This window comes from Holophagaceae bacterium (assembly GCA_016720465.1).
Lineage (GTDB): Bacteria > Acidobacteriota > Holophagae > Holophagales > Holophagaceae > JANXPB01.
In genome coordinates this window covers 82,253-98,505 of sequence record JADKKO010000002.1, presented here as the reverse complement: position 1 = coordinate 98,505, position 16,253 = coordinate 82,253, and the positions used below count along the sequence as shown (strand labels likewise).

Here is a 16,253-nt window from a genome sequence, read left to right as displayed (position 1 = left end):
GTAAGTACTCCAGACGGACTGGTTACTTGATTGTAACTTTGGCGCCAGCAGCTTCGAGCTTTTCCTTGATCTTGGTGGCTTCTTCCTTGGAGGCGCCTTCCTTGACCACCTTGGGGGCGGCATCCACCAGGTCCTTGGCTTCCTTGAGGCCCAGGCCTGCCACGATCTCGCGGATCGCCTTGATGACGTTCAACTTGTTGGCGCCACAATCCGTGAGCTCCACGTTGAACTCGGTCTGCTCTTCGGCCGCGGGGCCGGCGGCGGCGCCACCGGCGGCGGGGGCGGCCATGGCGGCGGCGGAGACGCCGAAGCGCTCCTCGAGGGCCTTCACGAGGTTGGCCAGGTCGAGAACGGTCATTCCTTCAATTTCCTGGATCAGTTGATCAGCGGTGAGAGCCATGAAATTCTCCTATGATTCAAATTTTGGGTTCGGTTTAGGGGATGGGGACGGGGCGCTCAGGCCGCGCCTTCCTTTTGCTTGCGGATGCCGTCCAGCGCGATGGCCAGGCCGGAAATCGGGTACTGCATGAGATACAGCAGTTTGCTGATGAGGACTTCGCGGCTGGGAAGCTCGGCCAGGGCTTGCAGCTCCCCGGCGCTGATGGACTTGCCATCCATGATGGCGGCCTTGAAGGTGACGGCCGGGTTGTCCTTGAGGAAACCCTGCACGGCCTTGGCCAAGGCGATCGCATCCTGATTCGTGCTGGCGACGGCCGAAGCGCCTTGGAATTTCTCGGCGAAGCTTTCGAAGGCCGTGTCTTTCACCGCCAGGCGGAGCAGGGTGTTCTTGGACACCCGGTACTGGCTCTTGCTGTCGCGGATCGACTTCCGGAACGCAGTGTCCTTGTCCACGGTCAGCCCCTTGAACTCCACGACCACCGCGGTGGTGGCGGAAGAGAAGGTGCCCTTGAGCGATGCGACCTCGGAGATTTTCTTGGTCTTTTCCATGTCTGCCTCCTTTACTTCTCAGCCAAGGCGGCTGTGACGGTGACGGAGGGACCCATGGTCGAAGCCAGATGGATGGCTTTGACGTACTTCCCCTTGGCGGCGGAAGGCTTGGCCTTCACGACGGCGTCCATGAGGGCCTGGGCATTCTCTTGCAGCTTTTCGACGCCGAAGGAAAGTTTCCCGACGCCTGCGTGGATGATGCCGGTTTTGTCCACGCGGTATTCCACCTTGCCGGCCTTGATCTCTTTGATGGCCTTGGCCACGTCGAAGGTGACGGTGCCGGTCTTGGGGTTCGGCATGAGGCCGCGGGGCCCCAGCACCTTGCCCAGGCGTCCGACGCCCTTCATCATGTCCGGCGTCGCAACCAGCGCGTCGAACTCGAGGTATCCGCCGGCGATCTTTTCGACGAGATCGTCGCCGCCGACCACTTCAGCGCCCGCTGCTTCCGCGTCCTTGATCTTTTCGCCCTGGGCGATGACCGCCACCCGCATCGTCCGGCCCGTACCGTGGGGGAGGACAATGGTTCCGCGGACCATCTGGTCCGCGTGCCGGGGGTCGACGCCGAGCCGCATGTGGACCTCGACCGTCTCATCGAACTTGGCGAAAGCCGCGTCCTTGATGACGGTGAGAGCTTCCTTCAGCTCGTAGGGGCGATCTTCGATCTTGGCCGCGGCAGCCCGGTATTTCTTTCCGGTTTTTGCCATGTTGGCTCCTATCTTTGATCTGCCGCGAGAACGGTCGCGGTGGCCGGGGATTCGGCACGATGCCTCATCACCATTGGAAAAACTAGTCGATGACCTCGACGCCCATGGAGCGGGCGGAGCCGGCGATGGAGCGCATGGCGGCCTCCAGGCTGCCGGCGTTCAGGTCGGGCATCTTCACCTTGGCGATCTCTTCGATCTGCTTGCTGGTGATCTTCCCGACTTTTTGCTTGTTGGGGGTGGGGCTGCCCTTATCGAGGCCGAGCTTTTTCATGATCAGCACTGCGGCGGGAGGCGTCTTCAGGATGAAGCTGAAGGACCTGTCGGCATAGACAGTGATGACCACGGGGAGGGTCGTGCCCTTTTCAACCGAGGTCACGGATTTCGCATTGAACTGCTTCACGAATTCCATGATGTTCACGCCATGCTGGCCGAGGGCCGGGCCGACGGGGGGAGCCGGAGTGGCTTCGCCCGCAGGGAGTTGCAGCTTGATGTAGCCGGTGATTTTCTTTGCCATCTGGTTTTTTCCTTTTCCGCGGCTGATTCCGGCGCATGCCGGCGACTGCCGCCTTTAAGTGTGGGGCGCCTGGATTGGCGCTTTCCACCGGATCTGGTCTATGGGCTCGAAACTAGCGTTTCTCGACCTGGATGAAATCGAGTTCCACGGGGGTACTGCGGCCGAACACCGTCACCAGCACTTTGATGGTGGAGCGCTCTTCGTGGACCTCGTCGACATCCCCTTCAAAGTTCGCGAAGGGGCCGTCTATGATACGTACCTTTTCGCCCTTTTCAAAGTGGTATTTCGGCTTGGGCTTCTCCTGGGTCTCTTCCTGGTGGTTCATGATCTGCCGCACTTCTTCATCGGTGAGCGGCGTGGGCCGTTTCTTGTTGGCGCCCACGAAGCTCGTCACCTTCGGCGTGTTGCGGACCAGATGCCAGTCGGCGTCTTCCATCTCGAAACTGTTGCCTTTTTTGGACACCGCGATCTGCACCAGCAGGTAGCCGGGGAAGGACTTGCGCTTCTTGACGACGCGCTCCTTGCGGCCGGACTTGGCGTCCACCTTCATTTCCTCGTAGGTCTCCTCGGGGATCTGGATATCGCCGAAGTGCTCGTCCCGCTCCTCCATCTTGACCCGCTGGCGCAGGTGGGTCATCACCTTGGCCTCATAGCCCGAATAGGTGTGGATGATGAACCAGGCGAGCCGGCGCTCGGCATTGCCCGGCTCGGCGCCCACGGGGCTCCCGGCGGCCTGGATCGCGGGTAGCGCGGACATGTCTGCCATCTCGGTCATCCTAGGCCTCCATCAAGTCGTCCCGGCCCCCCCCCCCCCCCCCCCCCCCCCGCCCCCGACCCCCGGCCCCGCCCCTAATGGGTGGGGATGATGAACTTGAGCAGCCTGGCGATGCCGAGATCGGAACCCCAGAGGAACAGGCCCACAAGGACCGAGAGGATGGTCACGGACCAGGTGTAGCGAACCACCTTGTCCTTTTTGGGCCAATCCACGCGGTTCAGCTCCGCGAAGAGCTCTTGGACCTGAGTCTTGAGGTTGGAAATCAAGGGATGCTCCAGGAATGAAGTGCCATCGCAAGAAAAACGTGGCCCCAGCGGGTTGCTGGGGCCAGACCAGAGTGGCAGGGGAGACAGGGATCGAACCTGCGACCGACGGATTTGGAGTCCGCAACTCTACCAGCTGAGCTACTCCCCTAGCGAAGAACCGGGCCGCTCTTGAGGGCCGCCCGGCGAAAAATGATTGCCTACTTGGCTTCGCGGTGGAGGGTGCGCTTGCCGTCGAAACGGCAGAACTTCTGGAACTCCAGCTTGCCCGTGGTGGTGCGCTTGTTCTTGGTGGTGCTGTAGTTCTTGCGCTTGCACTCGGTGCATTGCAGGTGGACGATTTCGCGCATGTTGACCTCCTTTTGAGACGCGGGCAGGGCCCGCGAATTTGCCAGCCTTTAGGCGATGATGGTGTCCACGTTGCCGGCGCCCACCGTGCGGCCACCTTCGCGGATGGCGAACTTCAGGCCCTTGTCCATGGCGATGGGCTGGATCAGTTCCACCGTCAGGGTGACGTTGTCACCGGGCATGACCATCTCGCGGCCCTCTTCAAGGGTGATGGAGCCGGTCACGTCCGTGGTGCGGAAGTAGAACTGGGGACGGTACTTGTTGAAGAAAGGCGTGTGGCGGCCGCCCTCATCCTTGGAAAGGACGTAGACCTGGGCCGTGAACTTGGTGTGGGGGGTGATGCTGCCGGGCTTGCACAGCACCTGGCCGCGCTCCACATCCTTGCGCTCGACGCCGCGGAGCAGGATGCCCGCGTTGTCGCCCGCCTGGCCGCGGTCGAGGGATTTCCGGAACATCTCGACGCCCGTGACGACCTTCTTGACGGTGTCCTTGATGCCGACGATCTCGATCTCGTCCTGCACATTCACGACGCCAGCTTCGATGCGGCCCGTGACCACGGTGCCGCGGCCCGTGATGGTGAACACGTCTTCGACGGGCATCAGGAAGGGCTTGTCGACGGCGCGGACGGGGTCCGGAATGTAGGAATCGACGGCGTCCATCAGGTCCAGGACGCACTTGCAATCCGGGTGGTTGGGGTCGTCGGCGTGGTCGAGCGCCAGTTTGGCGCTGCCCTTGATGATGGGAATCTCGTCGCCCGGGAATTTGTAGGAGCTCAGCAGCTCGCGGATCTCCATCTCGACCAGTTCGGCGAGTTCGGGATCGGCGATGTCGATCTTGTTCATGAAGACGACGATGTAGGGCACGCCGACCTGGCGGGCCAGCAGGATGTGCTCGCGGGTCTGGGGCATGGGACCGTCCGTGGCGGCGACCACCAGGATGGCGCCGTCCATCTGGGCCGCGCCGGTGATCATGTTCTTCACGTAGTCGGCGTGGCCGGGGCAGTCCACATGCGCGTAATGGCGCGTGGCCGTCGAGTACTCGACGTGGGCCGTGTTGATCGTGATCCCGCGGGCCTTCTCTTCGGGGGCGGAGTCGATCTGGTCGTAGCTCTTGGCCGTGCCGCCGCTCTTCTTGGACAGGATCGTCGCGATGGCCGCGGTCAAAGTGGTTTTGCCGTGGTCCACGTGACCAATGGTGCCGATGTTGACGTGGGGCTTCGAGCGATCAAATTTCTCTTTGGCCACGGGTGCCTCCTGGAAGGATAGGTTGGAGTGAAAAAAAGGGGTGGATGCGAAGGTGGAGCCCACAACCGGGCTTGAACCGGTGACCTCTTCCTTACCAAGGAAGTGCTCTACCACTGAGCTATGTGGGCCGAACTTTTTGAGCGTGGCGCCATGAATTGGAGCGGGAAACGGGGCTCGAACCCGCGACATTCAGCTTGGAAGGCTGACGCTCTACCAACTGAGCTATTCCCGCCTTGTCTGGTACGGAATCAGCACCCTAGAAACAGTGCTGGTGCCGAGAGAAGGATTCGAACCTTCGTAACGCGTTGCGTGGCAGATTTACAGTCTGCTGCCATTAACCACTCGGCCATCTCGGCATTCCGTTGTCAAACTCAAGCGCCCGGACCTCCTGACGGAGGATCCAGCAGGCCCCATTCAAGCCTTCAAAAACGTGCTCTGCAAGGCAGGGCTTTCCTGAATAGGGAACCCCGAATGTATCACGGGAAATGCGATCACTCCAATAAAAAATTCCACTGGGACCCGCTTCGCCGGTCAAGGCCCGACCGCACCGGCCTGGTCCCGCATCGCGAGCACCCTGAAAAGGCAGATGGCCGCGCTGGCTGAAACATTCAGGCTCTCGATGCCCCCGGGCATGGGGATTTCCAGCAGCTGGTCGCAACGCTCGGAAATTTTCTGGTGCAGCCCCTCCCCTTCGGAACCCAGCACCAGGGCCGTGGGGCCATCGAAGGCCTCTCGCCGGTAGTCCCGGCTCTTCGGCCCCGCCGCCAGGCCGTAGATCCACACTCCGGCTGCTTTCAGTTCGTCGAGGGCCCGGCCGAGGTTCACCACCCGCACCAGCGGCACGCGCCCGGCGGTTCCGGCGCTGGCCCGCACCACCGTATCGTTGACCTGGGCCGAGCGGCGCTCCGGGAAGATGACCCCGTCCACGGCCGCGCCCGCGGCGGAACGCAGGATCGCGCCGAGATTATGGGGATCGGTGATGCCATCCAGGACCAGGACGAGGGCGGCCTTCCCCCGCTCCCGGACGCGTTCCAGCAGCGTATCCAATTCCTGCAGCCGCAGGGCCGCGCCTTCCCCCAGCACACCCTGGTGCCGGGCACCTTCGGCACGGCGGTCCAAGCTTTCCATGGGTTCCTGGTGGACCACCACCCCCGCGTCCCGGGCGGATTCCCTGAGCTTCGCGAAGCGCCCCCAGACCGGTGGCGCCACCCTGAGCACATGAAGTTCGCCGCGGACCAAGGCTTCCTCGCAGGCATGGGGCCCCAGGAAACGCATCAGAAGATCTTTTTGAAGCCGATGGCGAAGACGTGTCCCATCCCTTCCACCCGCGTGGTGGTCCCGGTCCTCCGGTAGCCCGTGTCGCGCCATGTGCCATCGAGATTGATAGGATCCTGGTCCTGGGCTTGGCGGAGTTGGTATCCGAAATTCAGTTCGCCGCCCGCCACCTGCCAGCCGAACCCGACCGAAAAACCAGAACTTCGCTGGCCGCCGAGGAGCGGTTCCACATCCTCATCCTTGCGGGAGGACTGATCCAGGGAGAACCCCCCCCGCACGGTCCAGGCTTTCGTGAGCTTCAGCTCGCCCATGAAGCTGACACCCACGGAATTGATGAACGGGCCGGCCGGATAGGCCACGCTCACCACGCCGCTGGGCGTGGCCATGGAGGGCATGGAGGGAAACTCGAATTGCGTCCCCTGGGTGTAGCGCACATCCAATTCCCACGTGAAAAGCTGGTTCACACGTTGGCGCAGGCCCACGGCCGCTCGAGATGGCAAGGCGATTCGATCGGTGCCGGGCAAGGCGCGGCTGAGGCCCAGCACGGTTCCGCCTTTGGCCTCGATGCCCAGGGGCGGCGTGGAGAAACCATCATTCGCATAGACATGGTACGGATCATCGGCGAAACGGGCCGTCTGCGTGGCAGTGCCGCGAATCGTGCTTTGGTAGGCCCCGGCGAGGGTCCAGCGCGGACCGATGGCCCATCGGAATCCGGCGGAGAAGGAAGGCGCGGTGGCGCTGCCTTTTTGAATGACCCGTTGCTCGAAGAGTCCTTGCGCAGGATTGGCTCCCGAAACCCCGATCGCCGGATCCTGGGGGATGAGCCCGCGAAGGGAGGCGCCCGAGGCTGAATCGATCTTCACGAAGCCCGCGCCCAGGCCGATGGAAAAATTGCTGCGCAGGGCGATGCCGAACTGCAGTTCAACCCGCTGGGCCTTGAGGTCCAGCTCATCCCCGAGGAAGCGCACGGGGGTATCCCCGCTGAGCCGGCTGTGGCGCAGGAAGGGCGAATCCACCTTGAGGCCAATGCCCGCCGATTTCCCCAATTTCCAGGCCAGTCCCAGCGCCGGCAGGACCCGGTTGCGGTCCGTGCTGTACACAGTCCGCTGGCTGCTCCGCAGAGAAACCTGCGAGGATTCCAGTTCCTCGCCGGCGGCCAGGAAGAACTGGAAGCGGCCCTCCAAGGTCGGCAGCAGGGCGGGGTTCAGGGCCGCCGCCTCAAGGCTCCGGCCATAGGCCACGCCAGCGCCGCTGCGGGAGATGCCCACGGGGTCCGACGCAGGCAGGGCGATGGTCTGGGCGGCCAGGGCGGGCGACAGGAGGCCCAGCAACACCGGTGCGGCTGTTGCGGCCAAGCCCCTGCTCAAGTTGATGCGTCGCGCCATACCAGTGCCTCCGGTTCCAGTGGGATTCCTACCCGGCCTCCAGTGCCGCGTTCTTCCCTCCGGTTCAATTCAATCTATAAACCGTTGCGGTGAAACGATCCGGACCTCCGGATCGCGGCACTGCCCTTCAAGGATCGCCGCTTCCCTCCGAAACACCAAGCGACCCTCAGGAACCAATGAAGGGTCCTTGATGGCGCCCCGCCACCTCAAGAAAGCGGAGCCAGCATCTCGCGGTACTTCGGAACCGGCCAGAGATCCGCGTCACAGCTCTCCTCCAGGCTGTCCAGCACATCCCGCAATTCATCCTGGGCGTGGCGGACCTGATGCCCGAACACCGCGGTGCGCGCATGGAGGGATTCCACGGATTCCGCGATGGCCAACTGCTTGCGGAGCTCCTCGATGCGGTCCTGGGCGACACCCGCAAGATGGGCCTGGACCTGCAAGGCGGCCTTCAGCGATTCGGGCACCTCCAGGCCCACGGAGGCCATTTTGGCCAAGGCCCCGGCCCTTGCGCCCAGATCCGCGGTGATGGAGGGCAGCAGTTGGGTTTCGGCCAATTCACGGAGCACCTGGGCCTCGATGCCGAGGGCCTTCTGGTACTGCTCGTGCCGGATGTGGGTGCGCGCTTCGAGCTCTTCCGCGGTCAGGATGCCGGATTTGGTGAAGACCGCCTGGGTCTTTTCCTGCTCCCAGACCAGGAGGGCGCCCACCGTATCCTCGGCATGGGGCAATCCGCGCTTGCCTGCTTCCCGCTTCCATTCCTCCGAGTAGCCATTGCCCTCGAACCGGATGGCCTTGGTCTCCAGCACGGCGCCGCGCACCACGGCCTGCACGGCGACTTTCAACTCCTTGCCTGACTTCAGCTCGGCTTCAAGCTGCTCGTTCAGCTCGTTCAGGGCCTCGGCCACCACGGCGTTGATGACCGTCAGGGGCATGGCGATGGCCTGGCTGGAGCCTACGGCCCGGAATTCGAATTTGTTGCCGGTGAAGGCGAAGGGGGAGGTCCGGTTGCGGTCCGTGGCGTCCTTCTCGATGGTCATGAAATTGGCGATCCCAAGACTTTCCTTGCCGCGGGAGACAAAGTCCTCGCCGGCCTCGATGGCGTCCAGCACGCGGCTCACCTGCTGGCCCAGGAAGACCGACATGATGGCCGGAGGCGCCTCGTTGGCCCCCAGGCGGTGGTCGTTGCCCGCGAACGCGATGGTCGCGCGCATGAGATCCCCATGGCGGTGGATGCCCTTCAGGGTCGCCGCCAGGAAATAAAGGAACTGCACATTTTCCTCAGGCGTGTGCCCGGGCTCCAGCAGGTTGTGGCCCTCGTCCGTTGCCAGGCTCCAGTTCACATGCTTCCCGCTGCCGTTCACGCCCGCGAAGGGCTTCTCGTGCAGCAGCACCGCCAGGCCGTGGCGTTCGCCCACGGATTTCAGGATTTCCATGAGCAGCTGGTTGTGGTCCGAAGCGATGTTCGCGGCCTCGTAGATGGGCGCGATCTCGAACTGGTTGGGAGCCACTTCGTTGTGCCGCGTCTTGGCCGGGATGCCGAGTTTGAAGCACTCCAGTTCGGATTCCTGCATGAAGCCCAATACCCGGGCCTGGATGGAACCGAAATAATGGTCCTCAAGCTCCTGGCCCTTCGGCGGCCGGGCGCCTTGCAGGGTGCGGTTCGCGAACTGCAGGTCCGGACGCTGCTTGGCCAGATCGGCATCCACCAGGAAATATTCCTGTTCCGGACCGCACTGGGCGACCACGGTGGTGGCCTTGGTGCCGAGCAGGGACAAGGCCGTCACCGCGGCCTTGCTCACCACGTCCATGGAGCGCATGAGCGGGACTTTCTGGTCCAGGGCCTCGCCGTGGTAGCCGATGAAGGCCGTGGGAATGCACAGGGTGATGCCGAGCGGCCCCTCCATCAGGAAGGCGGGGCTGGTGGGGTCCCAGGCGGTGTAGCCGCGGGCTTCGAAAGTGGCGCGCAGGCCGCCACTGGGGAAGGAGCTCGCATCGGGCTCTCCCTGGATGAGCATGCTGCCGCTGAAGCGCTCCACGACCTGGCCGGGCTCGTCCCAGCTGATGAAAGCATCGTGTTTCTCGGCGGTGGCGCCGGTCATGGGCAGGAACCAATGGGTGAAGTGCGTGGCTCCATGCTCCATGGCCCAATCCTTCATCGCCGTGGCGACCGCATGGGCGACTTCCGAGGAGAGCCGTTCGCCCTTTTTCAGCGCGGACTTGAAGGCCTTGTAGCTGTCCTTGGACAACCGCTCCTTCATGGTGCGCTCGCCAAAGGTATTGCAACCGAAGTACTGGCTGATCTTCACCTGATCCAAACGAACGATATCGAAGTCGCTGTTAGCCTGAACCTTGGCCATTGCATTCCCCTTGCCCTAATGAAGGTTGAAAAATACGTGTCCCAAGCCAAGCGAAAAAGCCCGGTGGAACACGCCCCGTGTGCGGCAGAGCGCCACGTCCAGGATAGATTGGAAAGCCTTGAGAAACCAGACAAACCGGTGAAAAGGGCCGATCCCAGGGCCCTTGCGCTATTAATGGAATTGCGGAGCTTCCAAAAACGGCTTCCCCGCGGACCGGCGCTGGCTTGGGAGCGCGTGCTCTTCGCCATGGCGTTCCAGGATGATGAGCCTCGCCGGAGGGTCCGGGCCTTTCTTTCGAAGGGGAAGTAGACTTTAATTCATGGACACCAGCGCGCCCTACGCCTCCATCCCCACGAATGCCTCCCATGTCCCGGACCTGGAGAGCATCGATCCCGGCCTTGATCTGGCAGCGGAGATCCAACGCCTGCGGGTTGCCCGCAAGGCCGTGATCCTGGCCCACTACTACCAGGAACCGGAGATCCAGGACCTGGCGGATTTCGTCGGGGACAGCCTGCAATTGAGCCAGCAGGCCGCCCGGACCGATGCGGAAGTCATCGCCTTTTGCGGCGTGCATTTCATGGCGGAGACCGCCAAGATCCTGAGTCCCGGCAAGAAAGTGGTCATTCCTGACATGGATGCCGGGTGCAGCCTGGCGGATCGCTGCCCCGCGGACCAGTTCGCTGAGTGGCTGAAGCAGTACCCGGATCACGAAGTGGTGAGTTACATCAATTGCAGCGCGGGCGTGAAAGCCCTGAGCACGGTCATCTGCACCAGTTCCAATGCGGTGCGCGTGGTGGAAAGCATCCCCCAGGAAAAGCGGCTCGTGTTCGCGCCGGACCGCCACCTCGGCAAATGGGTCATGAAGCAGACAGGGCGGGACATGGTGCTGTGGCCGGGATTCTGCATCGTCCATGAGCAGTTCACCGCCAAACGCATCGCGGCCCTGAAAGCGAAACACCCCGAGGCCAAGCTCATCGCCCACCCGGAATGCGACGCCACGGTCTCCCAAATGGCGGATTTCGTGGGCAGCACGGCGGCGCTGCTCAACTTTGTCGCGAAGGATTCCGCCCCGGCCTTCATCGTGGCCACCGAGGCCGGCATCCTCCACCAGATGCGGCAGCGGCGGCCCGGCGCGGAGTTGATTCCCGCCCCGGCGGACAGCGGCTGCAACTGCTCCCTGTGCCCCTACATGAAGCTCAACAGCCTTGAAAAACTCTATCTGGCCCTGCGGGACCTGAAACCCGAAATCCTGCTCGACGAGGACGTCCGCCTGCGGGCCTTGATGCCCGTGGAACGCATGTTGGCCTTGGGCTGAGACCAGATGCGGACCCGCCGGATCGCCCGGTTCAAACCGTACCGCAGCCGAAGGCAGGGGCCCAGCATCTCGCAGCGGATCCTGAATTGGGGCGGCGTCGCCTTCCTCGTCCTGTCCGGCGCGGCCCTGGCCTACGGCCTCTTCTGGGCGCCGAGGCAATTCGCCATCAACCGGATGCTCGAAGTCATCCAGGCCTACGCGGACCAGCATCTGCCCGAAATGGCCCGGGTGGAGCAGCACTGGATGGATGTGCCCGTGCTCCAGGAATTCGAGCGGGGAGATGAGCCTGTGGTGCTGGATTATCTCCAGAAGCAGCCGCTGGTGGAGGCGGTGTTGGACCGCTGGGGAAATCGCACCCTCTGGATCCGCGAAGGGGGGCGCCTGGTGAAGGCCCCGGACAACGCCACCGCCCAGATGTACCGCGCCTGGATCGCCCAAGCCGAAACCTATCCGCGCGCCCAATGGACCCCCTCCAGTTCCCAGGATCCCGACCACACCCGCGTTCCCAGCAGCGTGGTGCGCGGAGACCAGTACATGGTCATCAAGCGATGGCGCCCGGGCACTCCGCAGGTGACGGAGGCCCTGAGGGAGGTCTTCGGCAGCGAGGCGCCCTTGCGCGTCGGGATCCGCCGCGCGTCCGACGCCGATCGCCGGAACCTGCCCAAACAGCCCTGGGGCAGCGACCCCAGCCTGCAAGTGGATCCGGCGCGGATCAACGAAACCCTGGTCACCATCCTCACCGGCAGCGACTACCTGGGCGAGGGCTGGGATCTTGTGGGCGTTCCTTTCGCCGCCGAATCGGCCAAATTCAAGGCGCAGTATGCGAGGATGCGCCGGTCAGCCTGGGCCGTGGGCTTTGCCATCGCCCTGTTCGTGGCCCTCGGATTCTGGCTGAGGCACCGCTCCCAGAAACGGGCCCTGCTGGATGCGGACCGGATGGCGAGCATGACCCACAGCCTGAAGACGCCCCTGGCGATCCTCAAATTCCGCTGCGACACCCTGCGCCTGGGCCGCTTGACGCAGGACCAGGCGGATGAGGAGCTGCTCAAGCTCGGCAGCGAGGTGGACAACCTGACGCAGATGATCGAGAACGGGCTGCGCGTGATCCGCGGCAGCAACGACATGCTGCCGGTCGTGGAAGTGGACCCGGACTGGCTGCGGGATGTGGTGGAAGACCTGCAGCCGGCCTTCGAGGCGGAGGGCCGGAGGCTGGAACTGAGCCTGGACGAAACCAGGGGGCGCGCCCCCCTTCCCTCCCTCCGCTCCGCGCTCTTCACCCTTCTCGAAAATGCGCTCTTCCATGGAAGGGGCACGGTCCTGCTCGAAAGCGCGCCCCTTCGGAACCGCCTGCAATTGCGTGTCACCGACCAGGGCGAGGGCTTGGAATCCCACCAGCTGAAAGCCATCGGCAAGCCGTTTTTACGGCTGCGGCAGCAAGGCAAGGAAGGATTCCAGCGGGAGGGCCAAGGGCTCGGCTTGAGCCTGCTTTGCCAAGTCGCGGAGAAGGAAGGCTGGGGTCTCAGCTTCGCCTCGGCCCCCGGCATGGGCTTCCAGGCCACTCTGGAAATCCCCATCGCTTGAACGCCAGGACCTCTGGCCGCTGAGACCTACGCTTCGGGGACTACCCCCCGATCGGACAGGACATCTAGTCCTGTCCTCCCGCCCCCCCCCCCCCCCCCCCCGGGCCCCCCCCCGGGCGCCCCCCCCCCCCCCCCCCCCCCCCCCCGGGGCCCCCCCCCCCCCCCCCCCCCCCCCCGCCGCGCCGCTCGGTTGGAAGCCTCCTCATGGATTCCCGGTCCATGAGACTGTATCGTTGAACCATCCAATCCAAAGTTCATTGATCCATTGATCAGGCTTCCCAGATGACTCACGTTCTCGTGGTAGAAGACGAGCCAAGTCTCCGCCAACTGCTCACCAACAACCTGACTTTCGAGGGCTATAGCGTGACCGCCGTCGATGATGGCGGCGCAGCGATCTCTGCCCACAGCGCCAAGCGCGCGGACCTCATCGTGCTGGACCTCATGTTGCCCACGATGGATGGCTACCAGGTGCTGAAGCAGCTCCGGGAGCACCAGGATCCGGTGCCGGTCCTCATGCTCACCGCCCGGGGCGCCGAGGCGGACCGGATCCAGGGCCTCTCCCTGGGCGCGGACGACTATCTGGTGAAGCCATTCTCCGTCCTGGAACTGCTGGCCCGCATCAAGGCCATCCTGCGCCGCACGAGGCCCCTGGACCGCCCCCAAGTCCTCAAGAGCGGGCCGTTCCGCTTCGACCTGCCGGCCCTCGAAGTCGTCCGGGACGAGAAGACCCTGGACCTGACGCCGCGTGAATTCCGCCTGGTGGAGATCCTCATCACCCATCCCGGCCGCACCCATAGCCGCCACGAACTGCTGCACCTCGCCTGGGATGCGGATGCCAGGCCCACGCCCCGGACCGTGGATGTCCATATCGCCAACCTGCGCAAGAAACTCGGCGAGGACGAGGGCCGGCCCTGGATCGCGACCGTGGGCGGGGAAGGCTACCGCTGGACCGCCCCCGTGGAACCGGAGTCCTAGGCTGCTGCTCTGCTAGCCTAATCACCACCATGGCAATCTGGAACCCCCACTCCTGGCAAGCCCGGCCCGCCGCGCAGCAGCCCGAATATCCGAACCCCTCGGAACTGGAACGGGTGCTGGGGCAATTGCGCCGCCTGCCGCCGCTGGTCGTACCCGAGGAAGTCAACCGGCTCCGCACCCTGCTCTGCGAGGCCGCCGCGGGAAAGCGCTTCCTGCTGCAGGGCGGCGATTGCGCGGAACAATTCAAGGACTGCAACGCCGAGGCCATCGCGGACAAGCTCCGGGTCCTGCTCCAGATGTCCGTGGTGCTGACCCACAGCGGGCGGCGGCCCGTGGTGCGGGTGGGCCGCATCGCCGGGCAGTATGCGAAACCGCGCAGCGGCGCCACCGAACGCTTGCGGGTGGGCGGCCGGGAGGTGGAGGTGCCGGTCTACCGCGGCGACCTGGTGAATTCCCTGGAGCCCAGCCCGAAGGGCCGCAAGGCCGACCCTGAACGCATGATCCAAGCCTACTTCCACGCATCGGCCACGCTGAACCACATCCGGGCGCTGATCGAAGGGGGCTTCGCGGACCTTCATCATCCCGAGCGCTGGGAACTGCACCAGGCGAGCACGGATGCCTACCAGGGCGTGCTGGAGGAAGTGCGCGAGTCGCTGGAGTTCCTGGAGGCCCTGGGCGGCGTGGAGCGGGGCGCACTGGAACGCATCGATTTCTTCACCAGCCATGAAGCCCTGCTTCTGCCGTTTGAAGAAGCGCTCACCCGCTGGATCCCCAACGACGAAGGCGATGGGCCGAATGGAAGCAGCCCGCGCCAGGGCCTCTCCTCCCTGGCCCGGAGCGGAGGCTATTACAACCTTGGCGCCCACATGCTCTGGGTGGGGGAACGCACCCGCAGCCTCGATGGCGCGCACCTGGAATACCTCCGCGGCATCAAGAACCCCATCGGCGTGAAACTGGGGCCCACCTCCGCCCCGGCGGCGCTAAAGGAACTGCTGCAGCTCATCGACCCCACCCACACACCGGGGCGCGTCACCCTCATCACCCGCTTCGGCGCGGGCTCGATCCGCGAGCTGCTGCCGCCCCTCATCCATGCGGTGAAACGCGCCGGGCACACCGTCCTGTGGAGCTGCGACCCCATGCACGGCAACACGGTGAAAACAGCCGGAGGCCTCAAGACCCGGCATTTCGAAGCGGTGCTTTCGGAATTGCGGCAGGCCTTCGAGATCCACACAGCGGAGGGCAGCCAATTGGGCGGAGTCCACTTCGAACTCACCGGCGAATCCGTCACCGAATGCATGGGGGGCAACGTGGGGGTCTCGGAATCCGACCTTCCGCGCGCCTACGAGACCGGCTGCGATCCCAGGCTCAACGGGGCGCAAAGCCTGGAAATGGCCTTCCTCATCGCGGGGATGTTGAGGCAGTGATACCAACCAGGATCAGGCTTTGGCGGCGGGTTCCAGGAACTGCTGCTCGAAGGCGGCCATGTCGAGGTGGCCGGCCTCAGGCGCCTGGGAGGTCTGGGTGGCACGGCTCTCCCGCAGCCGCCTGATCTCATCCTGGTACCAGTCCACCACAGGCTTTCCGATCCGGAGGCCGGGCAATTCCTGGATCAGGTCGCTGGGCTGGAGCATGCAGATCCATCCCCGGTCGTAGGGGCTCGCCATCACCGGGGCCGCATCGGATTGCAGGCCGTTGTTCTCCAGGGTCACGCGGCCGCTGAGGGGCGAGGCGAAATGGGCCACCTCGGCGCCGTGCTTCAGGGTGAAGAGCGTCTCGCCCCGCCGGACGGTCTGGCCATGGCTGGGGGCGACCACTTCGTTGATGGGCCCCAGGGCCTTGCGGGCGAAATCGTCGATGCCGATGCGGACCTGGCCGCTGGGTTCGATGCGCGCCCAGGTGTGGCCCGGCGCGATGAAGGCGCCTCCCGGTACGCAGAATTCATTGGCGGGGATGGATTCGGCCATGGATGGGCTGACGACCCGCACTGTCGGCTGCCGCTGGCCTTCGAGCCTCGCCTCGCGCTTGAACAGCAGCTTGCGCGCGAACTCCGCCAGCTCATCGGCGGTGAAGGGCTTCTGCACGTACTCGGAAGCGCCGAATTGCAGCGTCTCCACCGCGGTCTCGATGGTCCCGTATCCGGTGATGACCACCACGTCCACATCGGGGCGCAGGTGTTTCACCGCCTTCACCACCTCGACTCCACTCATCTCAGGCATCTTCATGTCCGTGAAGACGAAATCGTAGTCGTTCCGCTGCACCAGCCCCAGCGCTTCGGGCCCCGATTCCACGGTATCGACGTTGTAGCCCTCCAGCACCAGGATGCGCCGGAAGGAATCCAGGACCACCGGTTCATCGTCCACGGCGAGGATCCTCGCCTTGGGATGGGCCACCTCGACCCGCTTGAGGGACTTGGCCTCGTGGGTGAAATCCAGCCGCAGCGCCAGGTTGAGCACCGCCTCGCGGGCCTGCCGTTCCCGCTTGGCGCGGTGCCGCCGCGCGCTCTCGCGCACCAGGAAATCGATGCCTGCGAAGGCGACGAACATCAGAAGGATCAGAAGGGCGGTCAT

At 64.3% G+C, this 16,253-nt stretch carries 16 protein-coding genes and 4 tRNA genes; 4 read left to right on the top strand and 16 right to left on the bottom strand.

Annotation, left to right across the window (positions count from 1 at the left end):
* Positions 1–22 precede the first annotated feature (22 nt).
* The 15 genes from rplL to IPQ13_04750 form a co-directional block, all read right to left on the bottom strand.
* The gene (rplL, locus tag IPQ13_04820) at positions 23–400 is read right to left on the bottom strand and encodes a 50S ribosomal protein L7/L12 (protein MBL0210221.1); all 378 of its coding nucleotides are present in this window, start codon (positions 398–400) and stop codon (positions 23–25) included.
* 56 nt (positions 401–456) lie between these two features.
* Positions 457–948, bottom strand: coding sequence for a 50S ribosomal protein L10 (locus IPQ13_04815; protein MBL0210220.1), 492 nt, complete (start codon positions 946–948; stop codon positions 457–459).
* A gap of 11 nt (positions 949–959) precedes the next feature.
* Positions 960–1,652, bottom strand: coding sequence for a 50S ribosomal protein L1 (locus IPQ13_04810; GenBank protein MBL0210219.1), 693 nt, complete (start codon positions 1,650–1,652; stop codon positions 960–962).
* An 82-nt stretch (positions 1,653–1,734) separates the two neighbouring features.
* Positions 1,735–2,166: a 50S ribosomal protein L11 gene (rplK, locus tag IPQ13_04805; GenBank protein MBL0210218.1), complete on the bottom strand. Its 432-nt coding sequence runs from the start codon at positions 2,164–2,166 to the stop codon at positions 1,735–1,737.
* A gap of 112 nt (positions 2,167–2,278) precedes the next feature.
* Positions 2,279–2,932: a transcription termination/antitermination protein NusG gene (gene nusG, locus IPQ13_04800; GenBank protein MBL0210217.1), complete on the bottom strand. Its 654-nt coding sequence runs from the start codon at positions 2,930–2,932 to the stop codon at positions 2,279–2,281.
* 83 nt (positions 2,933–3,015) lie between these two features.
* Positions 3,016–3,207, bottom strand: a complete 192-nt coding sequence (gene secE / locus IPQ13_04795; protein MBL0210216.1) for a preprotein translocase subunit SecE — start codon at positions 3,205–3,207, stop codon at positions 3,016–3,018.
* Positions 3,208–3,279: 72 nt separating this feature from the next.
* Positions 3,280–3,355: transfer RNA gene (locus tag IPQ13_04790), tRNA-Trp, on the bottom strand.
* A gap of 49 nt (positions 3,356–3,404) precedes the next feature.
* Complete coding sequence (rpmG, locus tag IPQ13_04785) at positions 3,405–3,554, bottom strand: 50S ribosomal protein L33 (protein MBL0210215.1); 150 nt, start codon at positions 3,552–3,554, stop codon at positions 3,405–3,407.
* 48 nt (positions 3,555–3,602) lie between these two features.
* Positions 3,603–4,796 carry an elongation factor Tu gene (tuf, locus tag IPQ13_04780; protein ID MBL0210214.1) on the bottom strand — a complete coding sequence of 398 codons (1,194 nt, stop codon included), beginning with the start codon at positions 4,794–4,796 and terminating at the stop codon, positions 3,603–3,605.
* Positions 4,797–4,849: 53 nt separating this feature from the next.
* A tRNA-Thr gene (locus IPQ13_04775) sits at positions 4,850–4,924 on the bottom strand.
* 28 nt (positions 4,925–4,952) lie between these two features.
* Positions 4,953–5,028: transfer RNA gene (locus IPQ13_04770), tRNA-Gly, on the bottom strand.
* Between the two features lie 37 nt (positions 5,029–5,065).
* A tRNA-Tyr gene (locus tag IPQ13_04765) sits at positions 5,066–5,152 on the bottom strand.
* Positions 5,153–5,327: 175 nt separating this feature from the next.
* Positions 5,328–6,071: a 23S rRNA (guanosine(2251)-2'-O)-methyltransferase RlmB gene (gene rlmB / locus IPQ13_04760; GenBank protein MBL0210213.1), complete on the bottom strand. Its 744-nt coding sequence runs from the start codon at positions 6,069–6,071 to the stop codon at positions 5,328–5,330.
* Complete coding sequence (locus IPQ13_04755) at positions 6,071–7,456, bottom strand: outer membrane protein transport protein (GenBank protein MBL0210212.1); 1,386 nt, start codon at positions 7,454–7,456, stop codon at positions 6,071–6,073. Before IPQ13_04755 ends, rlmB begins: the two co-directional genes overlap by 1 nt.
* 206 nt (positions 7,457–7,662) lie before the next feature.
* On the bottom strand, positions 7,663–9,816 hold the full coding sequence (locus IPQ13_04750) for a glutamine synthetase III (GenBank protein ID MBL0210211.1): 2,154 nt from the start codon (positions 9,814–9,816) through the stop codon (positions 7,663–7,665).
* A 319-nt stretch (positions 9,817–10,135) separates the two neighbouring features.
* Here IPQ13_04750 and nadA point away from each other — a divergent pair, with 319 nt between their 5' ends.
* The 4 genes from nadA to IPQ13_04730 all read left to right on the top strand — a co-directional run bounded on the left by nadA (position 10,136) and on the right by IPQ13_04730 (position 15,110).
* The gene (gene nadA / locus IPQ13_04745) at positions 10,136–11,131 is read left to right on the top strand and encodes a quinolinate synthase NadA (GenBank protein ID MBL0210210.1); all 996 of its coding nucleotides are present in this window, start codon (positions 10,136–10,138) and stop codon (positions 11,129–11,131) included.
* 6 nt (positions 11,132–11,137) lie between these two features.
* Complete coding sequence (locus IPQ13_04740; protein ID MBL0210209.1) at positions 11,138–12,712, top strand: HAMP domain-containing histidine kinase; 1,575 nt, start codon at positions 11,138–11,140, stop codon at positions 12,710–12,712.
* Positions 12,713–12,993: 281 nt separating this feature from the next.
* A complete protein-coding gene (locus tag IPQ13_04735) occupies positions 12,994–13,686 on the top strand; it encodes a response regulator transcription factor (protein MBL0210208.1) in 693 nt (230 codons plus the stop codon).
* A 29-nt stretch (positions 13,687–13,715) separates the two neighbouring features.
* A complete protein-coding gene (locus IPQ13_04730) occupies positions 13,716–15,110 on the top strand; it encodes a 3-deoxy-7-phosphoheptulonate synthase (protein MBL0210207.1) in 1,395 nt (464 codons plus the stop codon).
* A 12-nt stretch (positions 15,111–15,122) separates the two neighbouring features.
* Here the strand turns inward: IPQ13_04730 and IPQ13_04725 are convergent, their stop codons facing one another.
* A complete protein-coding gene (locus tag IPQ13_04725) occupies positions 15,123–16,253 on the bottom strand; it encodes a response regulator (GenBank protein MBL0210206.1) in 1,131 nt (376 codons plus the stop codon).